The sequence below is a fragment of the Reichenbachiella ulvae genome (genome assembly GCF_025833875.1).
Lineage (GTDB): Bacteria > Bacteroidota > Bacteroidia > Cytophagales > Cyclobacteriaceae > Reichenbachiella > Reichenbachiella ulvae.
Window position 1 is genome coordinate 2,303,214 of the sequence record NZ_JAOYOD010000001.1, and the last position, 21,533, is coordinate 2,324,746.

Consider the following 21,533-nt stretch of genomic DNA (forward strand, 5'->3'; position numbering starts at 1 on the left):
AAGTAAATCAAACAGAAGCTGCTCAATACATATGAGAGGAGCTCATATTCAATCGGATTACTAAAAAACAAACTACTACATGAAAAGCATTAGCATCATGGGTTGCGGCTGGCTAGGCTTACCCCTGGCAGAAAAACTAGTCGAACTAGGATACACTGTCAAAGGAAGTACCACCAGCCAGGACAAAATCGCAGTCTTAGAATCCAAAAACATTCAGCCCTATTTGATCCCCAAAGGGGCACTTCACATCACGCCTTCTGATTTCTTCGAATCAGATATCATATTCATCAATGTGCCACCTCGCAATACACCAGATGATCCCGAATTCCATGAAAAGAACATGAAGGCGGTGAGGTTTCAAATTCCAAACGATAAAAAAATCATTTTTATCAGCTCTACAGCGGTATACCCATCTACTAATTTGGAAGTGAATGAAGAGGACGCCAGTGAAGAATGCTTAAGTCGTGGAGGAGTCTCCCTATTGAAAATTGAGAATATATTTACTTCAGATCATTGTACAGTCTTGAGGCTAGGCGGTCTGTATGGAGGGGACAGACATCCGGGAAGATTCTTGTCTGGCAAGACCATTGGTGGTAGAGACAATGCCATCAACATGACACATCTTGATGATGCCATCCAAGTGATTCTGCACATTCTGGATCAAGAGCGCTGGGGCGAGGTATTCAATGCATGTTCCCCGATTCACCCAAGTAAAGAACAGTTTTATGTAGAGGCTGCCAAGGAACTTGGAGTACCTGCCCCTATCTTTACAGATGAAGAGGTGGACTTTAAGATCGTCAACTCGGACAAGTTAATTGAGGCCATTGAATATCGTTTCCAGCACTGATATATGGCAAACAAATCTATTTCACAGATTGAACGAGTGCTTTTGTATTATACCCAGGCACTGGGCAAGGACTACAATGCCTATCGAAATCATGTCTATCGTGTATATCATTTGACTCTTCTACTCTGCAGCAAGGAGCTCAACAAAGCTCAGGAAGAGGCACTAGCCATAGCTGCTGTATTTCACGACATAGGTATTTGGACACATCATAGTATGGATTATCTCGGGCCGAGTGCAGAATCTGCAACGAGGCACCTCAATGAATCTGGCAAGGGGCATTTGGCTGATCTATGTAATCAAATCATTTCTAATCATCACAAACTATCACGATATCAAGGGGAACACGCTGAATTGATAGAGGCATTTAGGCAAGCTGATTTGATGGACCTGGCCTTTGGAAAACTGCGTCAAGGATTGCCCTCTTCTCGCTATGCGCACCTCAGGGAATCATTTCCCTTTTTAGGATTCCAAAAACTGATCATAAAAAAAGTAATAAGTCATGCATGGCGCCACCCAAGCCATCCATTTCCCATGCTGAAAGCTTAACTTTGAACTCTTTTTTGAAAATTTAACTATGCCCATAAAAACCATTGCATTTGATGCAGACGACACCTTGTGGCACAACGAGGGTCTGTTTAGAGAAGCTGAGAAAGAATTTTGTAACCTGCTGGAGGACTACATGCCCCAGCATAGTTCTGTCAAAGAACTTTATCGAGTCGAACTCCAAAATATGCAGCTCTATGGCTATGGCATCAAAGCATTTATGCTTTCTATGATTGAAAGCGCCATAGAAATCTCTGGTCGCACCATGAACGTGACTGATATTGAGCAAATATTGAGGATCGGCAAAGAACTCCTCCAAAAACCAGTGATCCTGCTTGATCATGTAGAAGAGGTGTTAAAGGAGCTTCGCAGCGAATACCGTCTTATTTTAGCCACAAAAGGTGATCTACTCGACCAGCAACGCAAGCTTCAAAAATCAGGGCTAGAAAAGTATTTTCACCATATAGAAATCATGTCTGAGAAAAAAGAATCAGACTATGAAAAAGTGATCAAGCATCTGGATATTAAACCAACGGAATTTGCCATGGTAGGGAATTCTTTGAAGTCAGATATCCTACCTGTATTGAATTTGGAAGCTCGGGCCTTTCATGTGCCCTATCACATCACCTGGGAACATGAAAAAGTAGATCGAAAAGTGGAGCACCCACGATTGACCCTACTTGAAGACATCAGCGAACTACCCAAGCACTTATCAAACCTCGGATGACAAAGAGCAATATTCAGGAGGAACTGAAAAATCAACTTCAGTTGTTGCTACAGGAAAAGGAGGAAGACCTCAGACAGTACCGCATCAAGATGTCCAGCACTTCGCTCAAGGAACGCAGGAAACAAGGCGTATGCTGGTATCCGGTTGATCTACAAAAAACACGCTATGATGCAGGTGAACGTCTGATCATCAAAATCTCCAGACAAAAAGAACACGATGAGGCCCATCTTTTTCAATCAGGTAAATTGATCAGCCTGTTCTCGAACAATCTTGGGGAAGGAAAAAGTGAAGAAGCCATTTCAGGTGTGGTTAACTCTGTCACGAAAACCGACATGCATATCACCTTGAATGCAGATGAGCTACCAGGTTGGGTCAACTATGACCAGATCGGCATTCAACTGCTGTTCGATGAAAATGCCTATAGGGAGATGGAAAAAGCCTTGCAAAAGGTAATCAAGGCCAAAGGAGAACGCATCGAAGTGCTGAAGGAGGTATTATTGGGTAGCCGTGGTGCCAGCTTTAGAAATGAAGATGTAATTCGCGACATTGGTCTGAATGAAAGCCAGAACGAAGCACTGCGTTTGGTGCACAATGCAGAAGATGTCGCTATCATCCATGGCCCTCCAGGAACAGGAAAAACTACCACTCTCGTTCAAGCTATTGCCGAAACTTTAAAAACAGAAAAACAAGTCCTGGTCTGCGCTCCTAGTAATGCAGCTGTCGACTTACTGGCTGAACGCCTAGGGGCTCAGGGCATCGAAGTACTACGAGTGGGTCATCCCGCCCGAGTGCACGAAGACATCCTCAGCAAAACGCTGGACGCCAAGATCGCCCATCACGACGACTACAAAAGTCTGAAAGATATGCGTAAGCAGGCGGAAGAATATTTCAAACTGGCCAGTAAATACAAACGGAACTTTGGGAGTGCAGAAAAAGCCCAACGCAGAGCCATCAAATCACAGGCACTGCAACTCAAGGAAGATGCGAATAATCTGGAATACTATATCATCAATGACATTCTAGCCAAAACCCAAGTGGTAGTCAGTACGCTTGTTGGATCCAACAATACCAGCATCAAAGGAATGACTTTCGAATCGGTATTCATCGATGAGGCAGCTCAAGCACTAGAAGCTTCAGCCTGGATTCCTATCTTAAAAGCTAAACGAGTAATTCTGGCTGGAGATCACTGCCAGCTTCCACCGACTATCAAGTCTTTCGAAGCAGCTAAAAAAGGACTAGAAGTCACACTCTTCGAAAAAGCTATCCAGCGAAATGATGCGGACGTCATGCTTTCTATCCAGTACCGTATGAATCAAAAAATCATGGATTTCTCGAGTAGAATGTTCTACAAAGGAGACTTGAAGGCAGATGAGTCGGTCCAAAACTGGAAGGTTTATCCTGAGGATCAAACCGTAGAATTCATCGATACTGCCGGATGCGCCTTTTATGAGGCGGTGGATAAAGAAACGCGAAGTTCCTTCAACGCAGAAGAGGCGGATCTACTGATTAAACACCTGACTGAATACCTTGGTCAGCTAGAGAGTATGGAGCAACTGGACGAATTGGAAAGCATAGGAATTATCTCCCCCTACAAAGCTCAAACAGCACTGCTCAACGAAAAAATTCTAGAACAAGGCTTAGACGTTGACAAACTCAAAAAACTACAAATCAACACGGTAGATTCCTTTCAGGGACAGGAGAGAGATGTCATCTACATTAGTTTGGTCAGATCTAATGAAGAAGCTCAAATCGGATTTTTATCTGACACCAGGAGAATGAATGTAGCACTGACAAGAGCTAGAAAAAAACTGGTAGTCATCGGGGACAGTGCGACCATTGGTCAGCACCCTTTTTATGAGAAATTCATCGATTACATCAATGAAATAGATGCTTATCGCAGCGCTTTCGAATTGATTTATTAATAGAAGAAATTAAAGTCAGTGAGGGCAAGACCCTCACCGACCTCTGTCCATTTATATCTTTGAAGTATAAGATTTAATCAATTCTATGGTACTGCTATCCGTCTCGTAGACCGAATACCAACCCTGACGTTCATGGGCAGGATCACCTATCAGGTCATCCCCTGGTTCCCATAGCATACCGGGATTGGCGGGACGTCCTTCTCCACCCCAAGACCAGAAATTACAACCCTGAATGATTCCGTTTTGCTTGATATTGCTGACGGTATAATCGAAAAGAAACTCATAGTAATCATTTCTGACTGATACACTTGCTGAGTCATAGAAATTACCTCCATTGCGAGACACTCCAAATTCCTCAATCACCAATGGCTTACCCAAACGCTTCGCCTTTTCTTCCTGTCCTTTTAGATAATCCTTGCTCTTTTGCAATGCCTGAGCATAGCTATCTTCATTTTCAGGATTGTACCATCCCCAGTTTTGAATCCAGACGTGAGTAGTTGCATAATCTATATCCGGAGAAAGATTGTCTTCGTATAGCTCCGTTCCAGAAATAGGTGTAGAAGTATCCCCTTCTGTACCCGTACAGACCAAATGCCTTTGATCTTGTTCTTTGATCAACGCAGCAGCCTTATTCAGCCATACTCTGTATTCCTCCACATGATTGTAGCCACGTGGTTCGTTAGCCAACTGCCAGGCCATCACTGTTGGATCCTCTTTGTATTTTTGTCCTGTCAGGCTATTGGTGCGGTTGATGATAAATTTCAAAAAGTCGAAATAGTATTGCTGAGCCTTTTCATTGCTGTAAAAAGATTCAGAGTAGGAAATAAAATCATCCCAGGAACCTCCACCCATCACATCAGGATAAGGAATTTCTGATCCCTCTGCCCAAGAAACATACTGTGGAAAACCTCCACTCCACATCCAGAAGTTACCTAAGCAAACGACTGCCTTCATGTCTCTTTTGGCCAACTCCACAAAGAAGAAATCTAATCCTTCTAACAATTCCTGATTGTATTCACCAGGAGCCGTTTGTAGAATAGGTTTGTTTTGATAGGGGCTATCCTCTGCACCTTCACTTGCGGCCATTACTCGGAGGTTCTTTAGGCCCAGAGCTTGCAATCTGTCTAGTTCACGAACCAATCTTTCCCGATCTCCTCCTTCTCCCGGAGAGCCCAAATTCATACCATACCAAAAGTTGGTTCCAATGTATCTATAAGGTTCTCCATCGATCTCAAAACTCAGACCATTGACTTTTACAAAGCCATCTTTTTCAATTTCTGTTTGTTGATCAACGTCAACTGTATCGTTACTCTTCTTATTTTGACTGCAGGCAGCAAATACTATCGCCAACACCCACATCCAATAATACTTTTTCATGCGTTTCTTGTCTATTATTTCTAAATGCAAGTTGGCTCTATTGCTTTAAAGTGAGGGTTACAAATCTTTCATAGAAGCAGCGCATATTGCACAAAAAGTCGCGTATAGTAGGCAGGAGTAACAATTTCTAATAAATGGAAGGATATTGGAAATTCCTAAATGTAATTATTAGGCCAATGGTAATGTTATATAGACCTGAGTCCCTTTATTTTCTTGACTATGGATTAACAATTTACCTTTCGACTTGACAACAAAATCCTTAATAAGGTTCATGCCCATACCACTCCCTTTTTCATTAGCAGTACCACGATTCGTGACAAAGGCATTCGAATTCATTATTCCATCCACTTGTTCTTGCGACATCCCAACTCCAGCATCAATAATCGTGAAGGTTAGTTCCTTACCTTCACTCGCTGACTTAAACTGAATGATGCCATTTCTGTGAGAGAATTTGATTGCATTGGAAATCAAGTTCCTGATGATTGCCTGAATGGCCTTCTCATCAACCCAAACTTTAGGTTCTTCTTGAACTTCGTTCACTACTTCCAGTTCCTTATATTCAAGCTGCTCTTGAAACAATTCAATACAGCCATCAATCGTCAATTTAAGATCAATTGGTTTTGGAGCAAAAACAAAGCCTCGTTGTTGTGAAATAGACCAGGACAACAAATCGTTCAACAACAAACTAACAGAATGAGAAGCATTATTGAGTTCTGCAACAGTCTGGACAACCTCAACATTTTCATCAGAAACATCAGATTTTAATAGATCAATCAACATCTGAATATTGGCCATGGGGGCTTTCAAATCATGTGCTACAAAGCCAAATAATTTATCTTTTGTCTGATTTGCTAACAGCAACTGAGTTCTATTTTGGCTCAATTTGTAATACAGATAGAATGATAGAAGTAAAAACCCAAAAAGAACGATCCCAAAAACTTTCTGCTGAAAAATAATTGTTTCTTTATTTTCTAATTCTTGAGCTTTATTCTCATTTTCTTTAGAAAGCAACAAATTTTCCTGTTCCTTCTTGTCCACTTCATATCGAGCCATTATATCCATGAGTTCGATATTTCTATTAATATGCTCCAAAGAATCCTTCGTAAAAACGTATTGCAGATGCGTATTAAATGCATTTTTGTAATCACCAGATTGCGCATAGCAGTCAGACAGCAACTTCAATACTTGAGGTTTTTCTCTCTCTTCACCCGTAATTTCAATCAATTCTAAGCTCCTTTGGTATCTTTTAAAGGCTTCAGAAAAATTTTTCAGACCACAGTGACTCACGCCAGTACTATAATTGACAAAAATGAGCCCTGATTTGAAATCATGCTTCTTCATCAAGTTCTCAGCCTCTTCAAAATACTCCAAAGCCAATTGAAAATCACCCAATGAATTATACGCCTCACCTATATTGGCATTGTTTATCCCAGCCTCTAGACTATTGCCGAGTTGTTTGTTGATTAGCAAAGATTTTTCATAGAACTGAATAGCCTTCTTAAAATCCTCCTTAAAAAAATTGGTCACTCCTTTGTACTCATAAGAGCTAGCCATACCCAATGAGTCTTTACCAGCAATAGCCAAAGAAAGAGTCTCAGAATATATTTCTCCGGCCTTATCGATTTCCCCGGTACTCATATATATTCCAGCAAGAATATTAGATGAGCTGACTAGCGAACTAGTATCTTTCAGTTCTTTGAAGATTTGAATTGCTTCAAGAATGGAGCTTATAGATTTAACATTATCCCCATATCTCCATAAAATGTGAGCAAGGCCTTCAAGTGCTTTGGCTTTTTCTGGAAGTAAGGTATAACGATCAGCTAAAGACAAACCCTCCTTATAGTCTGCATATGCCTCTCTAAACTCTCCAGACTGGTAGTAAACATCTGCAATTTTGTTTCGGATTTGCACGTATAGGATCACACTACTATCTCCATCTTCAAAACTCAAGGCGGCTTGATAAGATTCCAGTGCGCAATCATAATCAACCTGAACAAAGCATGAATCTCCTTTGTTCACCAAATCATTGGAGTCAATGGCCCAAGCTTGAGGGATAAACCACAAGAATACCCATATCTTAAAAATGGCCTTCAACATATTCAATTAGAACTAGAAGTTAAATACAATTGAGAATCAGGTATACTTGGATTGGGAGGCTAATATAATTGATTCAGAAATATTGGATATAAAACTTGAAGTAAATAGTCAAATATCGTATTCAGATGAATTACAAACACGTATAACAGATGATTAAATATTAGAATAAACCAATTCATCAATCACCTTTCGATCTAATTGATGTGTGCCTGTATACCCAATCCTCTTAGCAGAAGTGTCCATAGCCAATTCCATTTTTTCAATTTCCATATCAAAAAGCTCCTGAGAAAAGTATTCATCCTGATCGGCTAATATTGCATAAGTCTGAGCCTCGACCGTCAGGTATTCAAAATCTACTGCAGTCAGTTCAGGGGGAAAACTCCCCGCCCAAAGAACGAGACTATGGAAATCGACTTTCAAATGCGCAGCAAAGCGGCAAATGGCGGAAGCTCCTTGTGAAAAACCAAGAAGATGTACTTTTTTCCCTTCCCATTCAGCCCCATTATTGAATCGCTCATAGATGGCTTCAAAATAATTCTTTTGATTCTGGAGGTCGACCTCACGATCCTCTCTGGTCATCCAACTAGCCCCTACATGCCTAAAGTTGGCCAAATAGAACTTTGAAAGCCCTTGCAAAGCAATGACGTAATTTTTAGCTGAATCTATATGATCGAAATTAGCAATAAACCGCTTGGACAGCTGTCCATACCCATGACAAACGATCCAAATATGCTGTGTTTCAGGAGTTAACTCGAATAGGGAATGATAGGGAGCTTCTATTTTCAGCTTTACGCTATGACCTTTTATCATGCTCCTTTGTAACTAATGCGATAAATCTTTCCTGCCTTGTCATCTGAGACCAAAATGGACCCATCCTTCATCACCAACACATCCACTGGTCTACCCCAGGCTTCCTGTGCCTTTTCATCTAGCCAACCATCTACGAACACATCATAGGATACTGCCCTGCCATTTTCAACCTTAACCTGCATCAATCGATAACCAATTTTTCGAGATCGATTCCATGAACCATGTTCTGCAATGATCAAGGATCCATTATACTCGGGAGGAAACATATCTCCGGTATAAAATTTCAATCCAAGTGGAGCTACATGAGGACCCAACTTACGAGCAGGCGCTTCAAAATCTGAACATGGATATTTTGATCCAAACTCAGGGTCTGCGATATCTCCACCGTGACAATATGGATAGCCATAGTGATTACCTGCTTTAGTTGCTTTATTTAGTTCACAAGGAGGCATATTGTCTCCAAGAAGATCTCGACCATTATCGGTGAACCACATATTACCCTCTGAGTCCCAAGTAAACCCAACGGTATTTCGAACACCAGACGCAAAAATTTCTCTATCACTTCCATCAGCATTCATTCGAGTGATAGAGGCAAATCGCTCATCCTTACTTTCACAGATGTTGCAAGGAGCCCCCACAGGCACATATAACTTACCATCTGGTCCAAAAGCAATGTATTTCCAACCATGATGCTGGTCAGTAGGATAGTCGTCATAAATCTCTACACCTTGCCCGGGATTTTCTAGTTGGTTATCAATATTATCAAACCTAGTCAACCTACTGATTTCTGCAACATAAAGGCTGCCGTCCCTGTAGGCCACTCCATTGGGCATTTTCAAATCCTTAGCCAAAACATACTTTTGTTCAGCCACATTATCCCCATCCGAATCTTTTACTGCATAGACTTTTCCTTCATTTCGGGTACCAATATAAAGCACACCACCAGAGCTCATAGCCATAGAGCGAGCATTTGGCACATCATCTGCATACACAGCTATTTCAAAGCCATCGGGTAAGTTCAAGTCTGACAAGCTATCCCCAAAAGTGGTTTCAGCCTCTACTTGTTTTACTTCGCCTTCACCATTTGAGGGGTTACATGCCAGCAATGACATGCTCAAGAGAATAATCAATATGCTGTTTTTCATTTTTTCTTTTGGATAATGAAAGCCCAAGTTAAGGAGGAGTATGTAAAGCGAAAACGTCCTTGTCAAGATTTTGCTTTCTTTGTACCGAAAACACCAAAGCGTACTTTTCATGTATAACTCAAAAAAGAAAGCCTTCATGATGCTTGGCGGCATCTTACTTCTTGCAGGTTCACAAATAATCAACCATTATACCCATCAGCAGAGTTTCGTACAAGGAGTGATGTTAGGTTGCGGTGTTGGAATGATGATCAGCGGGCTAATCAAAAAGAGAAAAACATCAGAACAGTAAAGCTGATATTTCAGGAATCAATGACCGAATAAAACCTGTCACATCAGACACATTTACCATTCAATTTCAAAGCATATTTAACTTCTCCTATTGTTTCAACTGACGAAAACATAGCCTATTTTGATTTAAAGTCATTTTCTAAACTTCTGGTGGAATCATTAAAAAACCTGTCATACACCCAAAGAAAATAATCTTAAATTCACCTGAAAAAAGTTTAAACTCACCGAAATTCACTTTAGAACCTATCCGGGCTGTTCTATCATTGCATCGTAATCAATTTCAAAAAAACAAAATACTAAGAAGATGAAAACGACAATTAAAGCAATCGCCCTTACATTATTTGTAGCCTTGACTAGCGTAGCATACGCAGGAGAAAATGCTGAGAAAGCAGAAAAAGTAATTAGCCCAGAATTGAACGTACAAATCAAAGCAATGGCAGACGCGAAAGTTGCCGTTATCTTTGAAAAATTAGCTGGAGAAGAAGTTAAAGTAAAAATCTATGATACTTACGGCACTTTGATTTTTTCTGACAAAGACGTGAAGAGTTCAAAATATGCGAAAGCCTTCGATCTTTCAGCTTATCCAGCTGGAAAATACGCTTACTCTGTATCAAATGATGTGTACAGCGTAAAGAAGACGATCATAATAAAATAAAACCCAACTTACTACTCTCTTAGAATTTTAGCCCTGGTGCCATGCATCAGGGCTTTTCTATTATAGATACCATTCTGACTAAAAACTATTTGGCACATAGCCACAGGATCAAACATCTTTATCATCTTTGCGGCATGATTTCTATCAACAATTTATCTTATTATCTAGGCAGTCGTGCCCTTTTCGAGGAAGCTTCTCTTCATATCAAACCCAAAGACAAAATAGGTCTCATTGGCTTAAATGGAACCGGTAAATCCACGCTTTTAAAACTGATCATTGGCCAGTTGACCAAAGATGGTGGAGAAATCAGCATGTCAAAGGATTGCAGTATCGGTTTCTTGAATCAAGACATGCTTTCTTTTCAATCAGACGATTCTATTCTATCGGTCGTTATGGAGGCTTTTCAGGATGTGATAGATATCCAGCATCAGATCGACAAAGTACTGAAGCAGATGGAAACCAACTATGAAGATAAATTGGTAGATAGACTGGCTCGACTACAAGAAGAGTTTGAATCGAAGGATGGTTACACTTTGCAAAGCAAGGCCGAGGAAGTACTGGAAGGGATAGGCTTCCAGACGAGCGACCTCCAAAGACCCTTGAGGGAATTTAGTGGAGGATGGCGTATGCGTGTAATTCTGGCCAAATTGCTTCTAGAATCCCCTTCCCTTTTGATGCTGGATGAGCCTACCAACCACCTAGATCTACCGTCGATTCAGTGGATAGAAAATTACCTCCGGAATTATGAAGGTGCAGTGATTGTGGTATCTCACGACCGTGAGTTCCTCAACAATACTATTAACACCATAGTTGAAGTCAGTCAGCAAAACCTGACTATGTACCCTGGCAACTACGACAATTATCTGCAAGAAAAGGAAATGCGAAACGAGCTTCAAAAGAACGCTTTCCTGAACCAACAGCAGCAAATCAAACAAACAGAAAGGTTTGTTGAGCGATTTCGAGCCAAAGCTACCAAAGCCAAACAAGTTCAATCCAGGGTGAAAGCTCTGGAACGAATGGACAAAGTAGAAGATGTGATCGAAGATAACGTGGCGATCAATTTTAAATTCAACTTCGGTAAGCAATCGGGCCGACATGTAGTCACTATCGATGAGGTTTCTAAATCATACCCAGGTATTGACATCCTAAAAAAAGCGAGTGCCGGAATAGAAAGAGGAGACAAAATTGCACTGATAGGAGCAAATGGAAAGGGTAAATCAACACTATTAAGAATCATAGATGGAGATGAGAATGTGGAAGGTTCCGCTAAAATGGGATTCAATGTAAACCCCGCTTTTTTTGCTCAGCATCAATTAGAATCACTCAACATTGATAATGAGATTCTGGAAGAACTGAAACAAGCCGGAACAGGAAAAAGTGAACAAGAGCTACGTGGTGTATTGGGCTGTTTTTTATTCTCAGACGAAGAGGTATTCAAAAAAATCAAGGTGCTTTCTGGAGGGGAAAAATCTCGTGTAGCATTGGCTAAAACGCTGATTTCAGAAGCCAACTTCCTGTTATTAGATGAGCCCACCAACCACCTTGACATTCAATCTGTAAACATCCTAATTCAGGCATTAGAACAATACGAAGGTTCGTTTATTCTGGTCTCTCACGATAGGTATTTCGTAAGGAAAGTTGCTAACAAAATCTGGTGGCTCGAAGACCAACAGATCAAAGAATACCCGGGCACATACGACGAGTACAAATGGTGGGCTTCTCAGCAAGCCCAAAAGAAAACAGAAAAAAAACAAGCTCCCGTAAAGGCGAAAGAAAACAAGCCGAAGAAAGAAAAGGTCAAAGATGTAGATCAGAACATTTTGTCTAAGCTCAAAAAGGAATTGAACGCAATAGAAAGCAAAATAGAAAAGCTAGAAATAGAAAAAACACAACTAGAGGCTGACATGGCTAAACCGGATATTTTCAATAATGCAGATAAGCTAAGCGAGATTGATGAAAAATATCAGACAGTAAAATCAGACCTGGAAGGTCATAATGACAAATGGGAAGAATTGGTTATGCAAATAGAAGAGATGGAGGATTGACCCTCCATCTCCTTTATCTTTAATTAAGATTCTTTGTAGCTCAAAGCTACTTCACCAATGGACTGTAGCTCATCATTTGAACGCATCTCATGGCTTTTGATAACTCTTTCATAATGCCCCCAAAGCTCTGCATGCAAGTTATCAATGGTCTTAGCATTAGCATAGTCAAACGCCGCTTTGCCCATTTGAAGTCTTAAATGATCGTCTTGAGTCAATGCAAGAATTCTCTTATAAAATCCATTATGGTATCCTGGTTTAGCCAAAAAACCAGTAATTCCATCCTTCACAATATCAGAAGGTCCATTTGCATCTGCGGCCACCACTGGCAAACCAGAAGCCATTGCCTCTAAAACTACATTACCAAATGTCTCAGATGCTGAAGGGAAGAAGAACAAATCAGCTGATGCATATACAGTAGACAATTCTTTCCCTCTAAGTTTCCCAGTAAAAAGTGCATTGGGCATCTTTTCCTTTAACCACTCAAGTTCAGGCCCATCACCTGTTATGACCATGGTTATTTTCTTATTTTTTCTTTCAAAACGTTCATACATCTCTGCCAACATATTCACGTTCTTCTCCTTAATTAACCTACTTACAAATAAGACCGTCTTGTTTCCTTTTGGAATCTTTCCTTCAAAATAATCGGTTTGCTTAAACCTTGGGTTAAATCGATTGGCATGAATAGCCCTACCCCAGATCACCATCTTATTACTATCTATGCCCAACCTCTCCAGGTCTCTCTTGACAGGGCTTGTTGGCACCAATGTCAAGTCCGCATTTTTATAATACCAAGCCATACCTTGACTCAAAGGCCAACCGAGAATCTTAGCTCCCAATCTACCCGCGTAAAATTTTAAATATGACGGGTAATGAGTATGATAAACAGTCATTACGGGGATATTGTTTTTTCTGCCATAATTTATGGCAAATCTTCCCATTAGCGTAGGTGAAGTAAAATGTAATAAATCTGGTCGAAACTCATTGATTGCCTTCTTTAAGCCTTTTGCTTTTATTGGTAACCCTAGTCTATATCCAACCTGAAGTGGAAATTTCAAATAAGGAATCTCAATCATAGGAAACTCAATATTGGACTTATCCTTAGGTGGATGAGGCGTTACGATCATCAAATCGAAACGATCCTTGGGAAAATCAGCAATTATCTTATTTAAAGTAATACTAACGCCATCGAAATCCTCCTCTAAAACGTCGGCAAAAAGAACTACTTTTTTCTTATTATTCTGCATTAGAATTCTTCTACGAAATAAAACAATGTAGGATATTATAATCCTAACCAATTTCGGTAAAGTTTTAGGTCTTTCCTTTCTTTACTATTATAATGTCACACTAACACTGCTTTACCCCTATATTAAAACAGAATTAATTTGTCAAAATTAATATGAGTCATACAATAGAGTCTGATGTAGATTGATAAACCGCCAACTGTTTATCGAAGCAATTCTCCCAGCTAAGCTCCTTGGCATAATCTCTCGCCTTCATTTTCAAACCATCGCGATTGGAATCATTGTTAAACGCTATAATTGCATTTACTAGTTCCTCAACATTGACTTGATCAAGCACAATACCTGCTCCGGACCGATCTATATGCTCCTTCGCGGCACCATCACTAGCAGCAACCAATGGGAGTCCCGCACTTAACGACTCGACTAGGGATAGACCAAAAGTCTCCCAGGCGCTCAGTGCAAAGCCCAAATCCGCACTAGCATAGTACTCGGCCATTTCTTCTTTACTCTTTATAAACCCTTTGAAATGTACATGCTCAAACTGTTCAGCCATTTGCTCCACAGAATCTTGATCAGGCCCCATTCCAGCCAATATCAACGCTGGTTCAACGCTCAGCTTTTCGCACAATATGGGATAGGCTTTTAATAAAATATGTAACCCCTTCTCTTTGCAAAAACGATGAGGAAAAAACATAATCAAACGTTCATCTGTTCCTGCTTTCAATTCAGAAACTAAGTTTACATTTCTTTTATTGGGATTAAAGAGGTTTTCATTCACCCCTAAAGGAACAAAATGAGTGTTTTTGATCCCGTTTTTAATCATTCGATCGATTATAATCTGACTTGATGCAACAACACCAGCCATTCGATTATAATTTTTTCGGGCATAAGCCCAGGCTACCTTCTCTCCTTTCACTGAAAGAGAAAAAGGTGCCCCTTTTAAAAATCTTTTAACATATGTTACCGGAAAATCTGCATGCCAAAAACCAAATACTTTGGCTTTCAGAGCATACTTATTTACCACAGAATTCACTATCCCTGGCATAAAATAAGGAGAACCTACTTCTATCACGTCCGGATTATGTTTTACAATCAAAGGGGCTATTTTAGAAGCCTTAAGCAGATATCGATATTCCCAATTCCCTAATACTTTAGGAACCTCAAGATGTTCAATAAAAGCGCAGGGGCCTATCTGCTCCGTATATGTTCTATCATCATGCATGATAAAAACATATTTCACATCACTTCTATCTTTGAAGTACTCCATCTTTTCCAAATGATACCTCCTAACTCCACCACCCGACGGACTCCAAAAATTATTACAATCTAGAAGTGTAAACATCCTATTTATAGAATTTTTTATACCAGTCCACGAAATTACTTACACCTTCTTCTATACTTACCTTAGGTTGATAGCCAATTTCTTTTTTGAGTTCACTTGTATCTGCATAAGTACTCACTACATCCCCTTCCTGCATTGGCAGGAAATTCTTTTTCACCTCCTTGCCTAATGCTTTACCAATTACCTCAATAAAATCCATGAGCTGAACTGGTTTGCTATTTCCAATATTAAATATTCGATAGGGAATGCCATGGTGATTTTCCCGAGGTGCATTCTCCATCACTCGACAAACACCAGTCACAATATCATCCACGTAAGTAAAATCTCTCTCCATTTGACCGTTATTAAACACCTTAATTGGTTCACCGTTTGAGATAGCTTTAGCAAATAGCATTGGCGCCATATCAGGACGACCCCAAGGTCCATATACTGTAAAAAACCTTAACCCTGTAGTAGGTACTCCAAAAAGGTGGCTGTAGGTATGAGCCATTAGCTCATTACTCTTTTTTGTGGCAGCATAAAGACTAGCTGGCTCATCCACCTTATGATGTATAGAAAAAGGCTGTTCACTATTCAGACCATAAACACTAGAGCTACTTGCATAAACTAAATGCTTAACGGGGTTTTCCCTGCATGCCTCCAGAATATTATTAAAACCAACTATATTAGATTGAATGTAGGCATTAGGATTATCAATACTGTACCTCACACCTGCCTGAGCAGCCAAATGAATTACATAATCAAATCCTGACTCTTCAAATAAATTCGTTAAAGATTTTTCATCAGTTATATCCATTCGGATAAACTCAAAACGATCAAAGGTTTTGCTTTTAGTCGCCTTGCCATAGCGAATAAAATCGGGATGAATGCCAAGAGCTTTTAACCTTTCAAACTTCAAAGTCATCGGATAATAATCGTTTATATTATCCAATCCAATGATTTTGTATGCTTGATCTGCCACCAGAGATTTTACCACATGAAAACCAATAAAGCCCGCAGCTCCTGTAACTAATATTTTCTTCTCCATAGAAGGATCTTATTTACATTTGAGATCTAAAATTGTTGTTACAATAACGACAAGATTTCCTCCTAAACCACTAAAAGCAAGTCGTTAACAACAAATAATTTTTATTTATTCAAAGACCACCAGACATTATCGAAATACTTGTAAAGGGTATTATTGTTGGTATTGTCTGAATTCACTGTGCTAGACAGACCCATTTTAGTCGATTGCCGCAGCGACACAAAACGTCCAAATCTAAACGGTGCAGGCACTACATATACTGGAGATTGATTTCGCGAAAGGTTTCCACTTACCCAGATATCATCCACAAAAAAGGCCTCCCGTGGCGCATTAGCAAAATCAAAGACTCGCGCATCAAATAATTTTGGCTTTACTGCAAAACTGGCCGCCCCTTGCAGACAATCAACTCGCACTGGCTTAGTGACTGAGTTATCCTTTCTATAAAAGCGCACTATTCCACCATATAGCTGCTCCTTATCTTTGTGATCAAAACTTTTCGGCACAGTCCACCCAGATAAAGTCATCGCTGCATCCGGTAATTGTTTCGAATTAGCGATGTAATTCTCTACCATTCCTCTTGGGTAAATCTGATCATCATCTAAGACAATAATTAACTTGTCCGGCTCCTCTTTATACAGATCCAAAGTTGGCAATAGTTTAGTTGCCGGGCCTAAATCCTTCTCAATCCAATTAATTTCAACCAAAGGGTGATTTAAAACATAATCCGGTATGTCGTACTCTGCCTTATCTCTTTCGAAAGCCTTAGGTAAGTTGAGAATAATTTTTTCGGGAAGTACGGATTGATCTGTCAAAGAATTAAGTGTAGGTGTCAGCCCCTTAAATCGTGTGGGTAAAATCGATAGGGAGATTACTGCATTAGACCTCTCTTTTTCTTGAATCTTTTTGACCCAATACGATGGTTGTGTAATTCTGACTTGAAACAACCTCAATATTTCTGAAACAAATCTCCTCATGTTTAAGCATTCAATTTTGACGCAAACATAAGCGCTTCATAAAGAATATTACCGCAGAGACTTCCATAATTATCAATGTGATGTTGCTTTTCCTTGTATAGCTTGAAGATTTACAACTATTGGTTTTAGAGAAAATATAATTCTTTAGTTTTGCATGCAATTCACTTAATACAGATGTCTAAAAACGATATTGAAAAAGAATTCTGGTTTTCCCCACAAGAACGAGTTGATTTTTACCTAAACGGACTAGATTCTTTTGAAATAGACCTAGAAGTCTTCAAAAAAATCAAAAACAGTAACGAATGGAATCAAAAAGAGCTTCACTTGGTATCCTTTGAACAGTATGAAAACACTTTCACACATTGGTATTGCAAATACATCGTACATCTGCCTCGAATAAGAAACATCAGAGTTTTACCCTACTACAAAGCCTACAAAGACTTACATTCTTTAATGAATTTCTTTATTCCTTTTGATAAACTAGGCCTGAAATACAAAGCATTCAAGTACCCTCTATTCTATGGAGAAACAGGTTATACTGACGGAATACCTTGTCTTAAAAAATCTAGGAGAGGTGATGATGAGGAAAGTGTCATCTTTAATTTCAGAACCTTAAGGCTTACTCAACCCTGTGAGTCCGCACAAAAAAACGACATCCCCTGGCGAGACAAAAAAAATAGTGTCATATGGCGCGGAGCTACTACTGGTCAAGAACAGAGAGTAACCTTTGTAGAGAAGTACTTCAACAAATATGATGTTGCCTTTGCTACCACCAAACAAAAACCACACCTCGCACACCTCAAGAAGGCAAAAGTTTCAATTAAAAAACAATTGGAATACAAATTTGTAATCAGCCTGGAAGGGAATGATGTCGCCAGCAACCTAAGATGGGTTTTATCATCTAATTCAGTACCGATTATGCCTAAGCCTTACTGGCAATCCTGGATTATGGAAGAAAAACTGGAGCCATTTGTGCATTATTTGGAACTCAACAAAGACTTATCTAATCTAGAAGAAGTTTTAAAATGGGCATCCGAAAACGATGAAAAATGCGAACAGATTGCAGAAAACGGAAAAAAATACATGGCACAGTTTCTAGATGATAAAAATGATATACAAGTTCAGAAATTATTGTTAGAAGAATACGCCAAACGCGTGAGTTATAAAAATTCAATAAAATGATAGACATATTAATGCTCTCAACAGAGCACATAGATATATATACTCAATACTCTATTCCGATTTGGAAAAAATACTGCGAACAACATGGTTACTCCTTTCATCACTATGGTGAAAAACTCATCCCAGACATGGCCTTCACATGGAGTCGAATCAAAATGATCCAGGATCATTTCAAAAAAAGCAATGCGGAATATGTCATGATGGTAGATGCAGACACTTTTCTATATCATGATCGATTAGACCAGAAATTAGAAGAGCTCATAGACAAATATATGATCGGCGATAAAAGAATTTTATTTCAAAAAGATGGTTCCGACCGAATGGGCATTTACTTCTCACACAACTGGGCCTTGAGTTTCAAGGTCGGCCGTTGGGCTTTGCCAAATGCAGGTTTCAACATCATGAGGAATTGCCCTGAGGTCCATCAGTTTATTGACACATGGCTGGAGCTAGGACAAGGAAAACTTAGACATTTAGCCGATGTGCATCCAAGAACACAAAATGTGCTGCTTCATGGTGTCATGCAAGACCCAGAATTAGATAAACTCATAGGCTATTTACCTTCTAAAATCGTTAGTAAAAGGAATACTAAATTCTGCAGACATCTTTCTGCCATGACAAAAGAACAAATCGCGGAAGCTATCAAAGTGGAATACGACAAAATATTTTAATCAGTCCTATTCTTAATCCAATACAAACGAAGAATGAAAAAACTGTTCCCTCTTATTAAAAACAGACTGGGCCTATTTATTATTGGAGCCATTACAGGTGTCGCCTCAGGATTTTGTACGTCCAGAGTGATTACTATGATCAAAACGGGGCTGGATTCAGTAGATAATATCAATGAAAATTTCATTTTTCAGATCATTGGATATAGCATTATTGCAACAATATTGGGGATAGGTTCTGGTTATTTTATAGCAAAAATAACCTCCATTGTTATAAGGCAACTCACCCAAAATCTATCTGAAAAAATTCTAAAAGCGAATTACGAGTACATTGAATCGGCTTCATCGAGAATCGTTCCTGTTCTCACTAGAGACATTACTATGCTTTCAGAGTTCATCAATAGAATTCCTCAATTTCTAGTATCTGTCACCACCGTCGTGGCAACCCTTTATGTCATGTTTTTATCGGACTGGAAATTGACATCATTCTTTATGATCGCATTTGTTCTCCAGATCATAATGGTGGCGTCCACTTTGCCTTTAGTGAGAAAGCTTACTCGCAATTCAACCAAATACAACAATTATTTATATAGGGACTTATCAAACCTTGTATCTGGTTTAAAAGAGCTTTCACTAAATGAAGCAAGAAGAAACGATTATATCTCTCTGGTAATTTCAGAGAACCTGAAATTTTGGAACAAATCAGAGGTCCGTAGAAAAGTCCTTTTAGAAACTAATGATCGACTTTCTGATCTCTTGGTTTTTATCTTCTCAGGACTACTCATGTACGCAGGTGCGACCATACTACCAATAGATTTTTATCAATTCAAGGTAATTCTTCCCACTATCCTTTTCTTAATTCCATTTACCACCAAAATAGCAAGTTTTTTCAGGCTTAAGAGTGGGGCAATGGTTTCTTTAGAACAGATTCACAAATTGGGTTTAGACGTGGACAAAAGAAAAATCGAGTCCTCTGAGCAGTTAAAACCCAATCACGAGTCAAACGTCCCCATATTAAAGTTTAGTAAAATCAAATTTCAGTATCAAACCCAGCAGCATGAAAATCCAATCACCTTTGGCCCATTGGATATAGCTTTTAAAAAGAATAACATCACCTTTATAATTGGTGGTAATGGAAGTGGAAAGACTACATTTTCAAAAATCCTCACAGGGCTCTACATCCCAATTAGTGGAAGTATCCAATACTATGACGAAGAAGTGAAAATGGAGAATCTCATTAGTTACCGAAATTTATTTTCGGCCTACTATGCAGATTCACATGTATTCGAGCATTTATCCCATATTGAAGCTTCCTATTTGGAAGAAAAAGCAGATAATTTCATCAATATGCTAGAAATGGAAAGCAAAGTTGAAATTGAGGGAGACACCTTCAGTACAATCTCACTTTCCTACGGACAACGGTCCAGGTTGGCACTTATAGCCAATATGCTCGATAATAAGGATATCTATGTTTTTGATGAATGGGCAGCTAACCAAGACCCTTATTTCAAGGGGATTTTCTATCACAAAATTCTACCTTACCTCAAAGAAATAGGAAAAACTATCATCGTAATTTCTCATGACGAAAAGTACTTTGAGGTAGCTGACGAGATTATAGAATTACAGGAAGGAATGATTAATTCTAAAACCCCCTGACATGAAAAACTCAAATCCTCTGGTTTCAATTATTGTTCCTATATACAATGCATCCACGCATCTCAGGCAGTGTTTAGAGAGCATTGAGAACCAAACACTCAATCAAATAGAGGTTATTATGGTAAATGATGCCTCGCCAGATCAATTGGATGAAGAGATATGTCTTGAATTCAAAAAAAAAGACAATCGTTTCAAGTATTTCAAACACAGTAAAAATACTGGAGTTGGTGGGGCTAGAAATACAGGAATCAGTAATGCCTCAGCAGATTATATCGGTTGGGTGGATAGTGATGACTGGGTGAAAGCTGAAATGTTTGAAAAACTTTATACAAATATTACTAAAAACAACTCTTGTATTTCACAGTGTTATTTTTACGATTTTCAAAACAAAGAACTAAAAATCAGAAAGTTAAAATCCTTTCAAAAATCAAAAGACAAGATTAATTCTAGTAATGTATTACTTTGGAATAAGTTGTTTAGAAAAACACTTTTTACAGACAACAACATTCTTTTCCCAGTTCATATTCCATTGGATGATCTAGCGACAATGCCAAGGCTCTTATATTTTGTAAACAAAATTTCACTAGTACGAATACCGCTCTATTATTATAGAATTGAACTAAAAAACTCTGTTACTGCCAATTACAAAAATGTATTCGCCACAAATCCCATTGTTTTTAATACTATAAAGGATTTCATGGAGGAACGAAAGATCTTTAAAAGGGATTATATTTTTTTTGAAAAACGTGTACTTAAGAGCTTAGTCCATGATGTCAGAAGGCTCATGAAAGACCCAAAATTTTCTCTGGAAGAAAAAAATCAAATTATCAAAAGTTATTTAGGAGACTCTCTGAAATTTCTCAATCTTAACAGCCCTGTAAACACGTACGACATTGTAATATCACTAAGCAACTTGAAATCCTTGCTTTTTAAAACTAAGATTAAAATAATGCTTTACAAGCTAGGCATCTTCAAATTTTAAGTACCGTG

The 21,533-nt window shown here is 39.1% G+C and carries 19 protein-coding genes; 11 read left to right on the top strand and 8 right to left on the bottom strand.

Features of this window, described 5'->3' with window-relative positions:
• The first annotated feature begins 79 nt into the window (after nt 1–79).
• Genes N7U62_RS09075 through N7U62_RS09090 form a run of 4 tightly spaced genes read left to right on the top strand, consistent with a single transcriptional unit; the run spans nt 80 to nt 4,039 of the window.
• Complete coding sequence (locus N7U62_RS09075; protein ID WP_264137646.1) at nt 80–847, top strand: NAD(P)-binding domain-containing protein; 768 nt, start codon at nt 80–82, stop codon at nt 845–847.
• 3 nt (nt 848–850) lie between these two features.
• A complete protein-coding gene (locus N7U62_RS09080; RefSeq protein WP_264137647.1) occupies nt 851–1,393 on the top strand; it encodes an HD domain-containing protein in 543 nt (180 codons plus the stop codon).
• Between the two features lie 28 nt (nt 1,394–1,421).
• Nucleotides 1,422–2,117: an HAD family hydrolase gene (locus N7U62_RS09085; protein ID WP_264137648.1), complete on the top strand. Its 696-nt coding sequence runs from the start codon at nt 1,422–1,424 to the stop codon at nt 2,115–2,117.
• Nucleotides 2,114–4,039, top strand: a complete 1,926-nt coding sequence (locus N7U62_RS09090) for an AAA domain-containing protein (RefSeq protein WP_264137649.1) — start codon at nt 2,114–2,116, stop codon at nt 4,037–4,039. Before N7U62_RS09085 ends, N7U62_RS09090 begins: the two co-directional genes overlap by 4 nt.
• Nucleotides 4,040–4,090: 51 nt before the next feature.
• Here N7U62_RS09090 and N7U62_RS09095 read toward each other — a convergent pair whose 3' ends face one another.
• The 4 genes from N7U62_RS09095 to N7U62_RS09110 all read right to left on the bottom strand — a co-directional run bounded on the left by N7U62_RS09095 (nt 4,091) and on the right by N7U62_RS09110 (nt 9,468).
• Nucleotides 4,091–5,416 (bottom strand): glycoside hydrolase 5 family protein, encoded by a 1,326-nt coding sequence (locus N7U62_RS09095; RefSeq protein WP_264137650.1) that lies wholly within the window; start codon nt 5,414–5,416, stop codon nt 4,091–4,093.
• Nucleotides 5,417–5,584: 168 nt separating this feature from the next.
• Complete coding sequence (locus tag N7U62_RS09100) at nt 5,585–7,513, bottom strand: ATP-binding protein (RefSeq protein ID WP_264137651.1); 1,929 nt, start codon at nt 7,511–7,513, stop codon at nt 5,585–5,587.
• 153 nt (nt 7,514–7,666) lie between these two features.
• A complete protein-coding gene (locus N7U62_RS09105; RefSeq protein WP_264137652.1) occupies nt 7,667–8,323 on the bottom strand; it encodes an alpha/beta hydrolase in 657 nt (218 codons plus the stop codon).
• The gene (locus tag N7U62_RS09110) at nt 8,320–9,468 is read right to left on the bottom strand and encodes a PQQ-dependent sugar dehydrogenase (protein ID WP_264137653.1); all 1,149 of its coding nucleotides are present in this window, start codon (nt 9,466–9,468) and stop codon (nt 8,320–8,322) included. The genes N7U62_RS09105 and N7U62_RS09110 overlap by 4 nt, the downstream gene beginning before the upstream one ends.
• Before the next feature lie 109 nt (nt 9,469–9,577).
• Here N7U62_RS09110 and N7U62_RS09115 point away from each other — a divergent pair, with 109 nt between their 5' ends.
• The 3 genes from N7U62_RS09115 to N7U62_RS09125 all read left to right on the top strand — a co-directional run bounded on the left by N7U62_RS09115 (nt 9,578) and on the right by N7U62_RS09125 (nt 12,456).
• Complete coding sequence (locus N7U62_RS09115; RefSeq protein WP_264137654.1) at nt 9,578–9,757, top strand: hypothetical protein; 180 nt, start codon at nt 9,578–9,580, stop codon at nt 9,755–9,757.
• Between the two features lie 303 nt (nt 9,758–10,060).
• Complete coding sequence (locus N7U62_RS09120; protein WP_264137655.1) at nt 10,061–10,411, top strand: T9SS type A sorting domain-containing protein; 351 nt, start codon at nt 10,061–10,063, stop codon at nt 10,409–10,411.
• Nucleotides 10,412–10,545: 134 nt separating this feature from the next.
• Nucleotides 10,546–12,456 (top strand): ABC-F family ATP-binding cassette domain-containing protein, encoded by a 1,911-nt coding sequence (locus N7U62_RS09125; protein ID WP_264140425.1) that lies wholly within the window; start codon nt 10,546–10,548, stop codon nt 12,454–12,456.
• Between the two features lie 23 nt (nt 12,457–12,479).
• Here N7U62_RS09125 and N7U62_RS09130 read toward each other — a convergent pair whose 3' ends face one another.
• The 4 genes from N7U62_RS09130 to N7U62_RS09145 form a co-directional block, all read right to left on the bottom strand.
• Nucleotides 12,480–13,700, bottom strand: coding sequence for a glycosyltransferase family 4 protein (locus N7U62_RS09130; protein WP_264137656.1), 1,221 nt, complete (start codon nt 13,698–13,700; stop codon nt 12,480–12,482).
• A 157-nt stretch (nt 13,701–13,857) separates the two neighbouring features.
• The gene (locus tag N7U62_RS09135; protein WP_264137657.1) at nt 13,858–15,039 is read right to left on the bottom strand and encodes a glycosyltransferase; all 1,182 of its coding nucleotides are present in this window, start codon (nt 15,037–15,039) and stop codon (nt 13,858–13,860) included.
• 1 nt (nt 15,040) lies between these two features.
• The gene (locus N7U62_RS09140; protein ID WP_264137658.1) at nt 15,041–16,066 is read right to left on the bottom strand and encodes an NAD-dependent epimerase; all 1,026 of its coding nucleotides are present in this window, start codon (nt 16,064–16,066) and stop codon (nt 15,041–15,043) included.
• Nucleotides 16,067–16,167: 101 nt separating this feature from the next.
• Nucleotides 16,168–17,037: a hypothetical protein gene (locus tag N7U62_RS09145; RefSeq protein WP_264137659.1), complete on the bottom strand. Its 870-nt coding sequence runs from the start codon at nt 17,035–17,037 to the stop codon at nt 16,168–16,170.
• A gap of 174 nt (nt 17,038–17,211) precedes the next feature.
• Between N7U62_RS09145 and N7U62_RS09150 the strand changes: the two genes are divergently transcribed.
• From N7U62_RS09150 to N7U62_RS09165, 4 genes are read left to right on the top strand one after another with little or no spacing between them, the layout of a single operon-like run.
• A complete protein-coding gene (locus N7U62_RS09150; RefSeq protein ID WP_264137660.1) occupies nt 17,212–18,219 on the top strand; it encodes a glycosyl transferase family 90 in 1,008 nt (335 codons plus the stop codon).
• On the top strand, nt 18,216–18,890 hold the full coding sequence (locus N7U62_RS09155; RefSeq protein WP_264137661.1) for a glycosyltransferase family protein: 675 nt from the start codon (nt 18,216–18,218) through the stop codon (nt 18,888–18,890). The genes N7U62_RS09150 and N7U62_RS09155 overlap by 4 nt, the downstream gene beginning before the upstream one ends.
• A gap of 33 nt (nt 18,891–18,923) precedes the next feature.
• Nucleotides 18,924–20,543: a cyclic peptide export ABC transporter gene (locus tag N7U62_RS09160; RefSeq protein WP_264137662.1), complete on the top strand. Its 1,620-nt coding sequence runs from the start codon at nt 18,924–18,926 to the stop codon at nt 20,541–20,543.
• Nucleotide 20,544: 1 nt separating this feature from the next.
• Nucleotides 20,545–21,525 (top strand): glycosyltransferase family 2 protein, encoded by a 981-nt coding sequence (locus N7U62_RS09165; RefSeq protein WP_264137663.1) that lies wholly within the window; start codon nt 20,545–20,547, stop codon nt 21,523–21,525.
• Nucleotides 21,526–21,533 lie beyond the last annotated feature (8 nt).

Excerpts from the sequence above, each read along its gene's own strand:
- N7U62_RS09160 (WP_264137662.1), top strand. The coding sequence starts at position 18,924 with ATGAAAAAACTGTTCCCTCTTATTAAAAACAGACTGGGCCTATTTATT.
- N7U62_RS09085 (WP_264137648.1), top strand. The coding sequence starts at position 1,422 with ATGCCCATAAAAACCATTGCATTTGATGCAGACGACACCTTGTGGCAC.
- N7U62_RS09130 (WP_264137656.1), bottom strand. The coding sequence starts at position 13,700 with ATGCAGAATAATAAGAAAAAAGTAGTTCTTTTTGCCGACGTTTTAGAG.
- N7U62_RS09125 (WP_264140425.1), top strand. The coding sequence starts at position 10,546 with ATGATTTCTATCAACAATTTATCTTATTATCTAGGCAGTCGTGCCCTT.
- N7U62_RS09080 (WP_264137647.1), top strand. The coding sequence starts at position 851 with ATGGCAAACAAATCTATTTCACAGATTGAACGAGTGCTTTTGTATTAT.
- N7U62_RS09095 (WP_264137650.1), bottom strand. The coding sequence starts at position 5,416 with ATGAAAAAGTATTATTGGATGTGGGTGTTGGCGATAGTATTTGCTGCC.
- N7U62_RS09105 (WP_264137652.1), bottom strand. The coding sequence starts at position 8,323 with ATGATAAAAGGTCATAGCGTAAAGCTGAAAATAGAAGCTCCCTATCAT.
- N7U62_RS09165 (WP_264137663.1), top strand. The coding sequence starts at position 20,545 with ATGAAAAACTCAAATCCTCTGGTTTCAATTATTGTTCCTATATACAAT.
- N7U62_RS09150 (WP_264137660.1), top strand. The coding sequence starts at position 17,212 with ATGTCTAAAAACGATATTGAAAAAGAATTCTGGTTTTCCCCACAAGAA.
- N7U62_RS09155 (WP_264137661.1), top strand. The coding sequence starts at position 18,216 with ATGATAGACATATTAATGCTCTCAACAGAGCACATAGATATATATACT.
- N7U62_RS09135 (WP_264137657.1), bottom strand. The coding sequence starts at position 15,039 with ATGTTTACACTTCTAGATTGTAATAATTTTTGGAGTCCGTCGGGTGGT.
- N7U62_RS09100 (WP_264137651.1), bottom strand. The coding sequence starts at position 7,513 with ATGTTGAAGGCCATTTTTAAGATATGGGTATTCTTGTGGTTTATCCCT.
- N7U62_RS09140 (WP_264137658.1), bottom strand. The coding sequence starts at position 16,066 with ATGGAGAAGAAAATATTAGTTACAGGAGCTGCGGGCTTTATTGGTTTT.
- N7U62_RS09145 (WP_264137659.1), bottom strand. The coding sequence starts at position 17,037 with ATGAGGAGATTTGTTTCAGAAATATTGAGGTTGTTTCAAGTCAGAATT.
- N7U62_RS09090 (WP_264137649.1), top strand. The coding sequence starts at position 2,114 with ATGACAAAGAGCAATATTCAGGAGGAACTGAAAAATCAACTTCAGTTG.
- N7U62_RS09115 (WP_264137654.1), top strand. The coding sequence starts at position 9,578 with ATGTATAACTCAAAAAAGAAAGCCTTCATGATGCTTGGCGGCATCTTA.
- N7U62_RS09110 (WP_264137653.1), bottom strand. The coding sequence starts at position 9,468 with ATGAAAAACAGCATATTGATTATTCTCTTGAGCATGTCATTGCTGGCA.
- N7U62_RS09075 (WP_264137646.1), top strand. The coding sequence starts at position 80 with ATGAAAAGCATTAGCATCATGGGTTGCGGCTGGCTAGGCTTACCCCTG.
- N7U62_RS09120 (WP_264137655.1), top strand. The coding sequence starts at position 10,061 with ATGAAAACGACAATTAAAGCAATCGCCCTTACATTATTTGTAGCCTTG.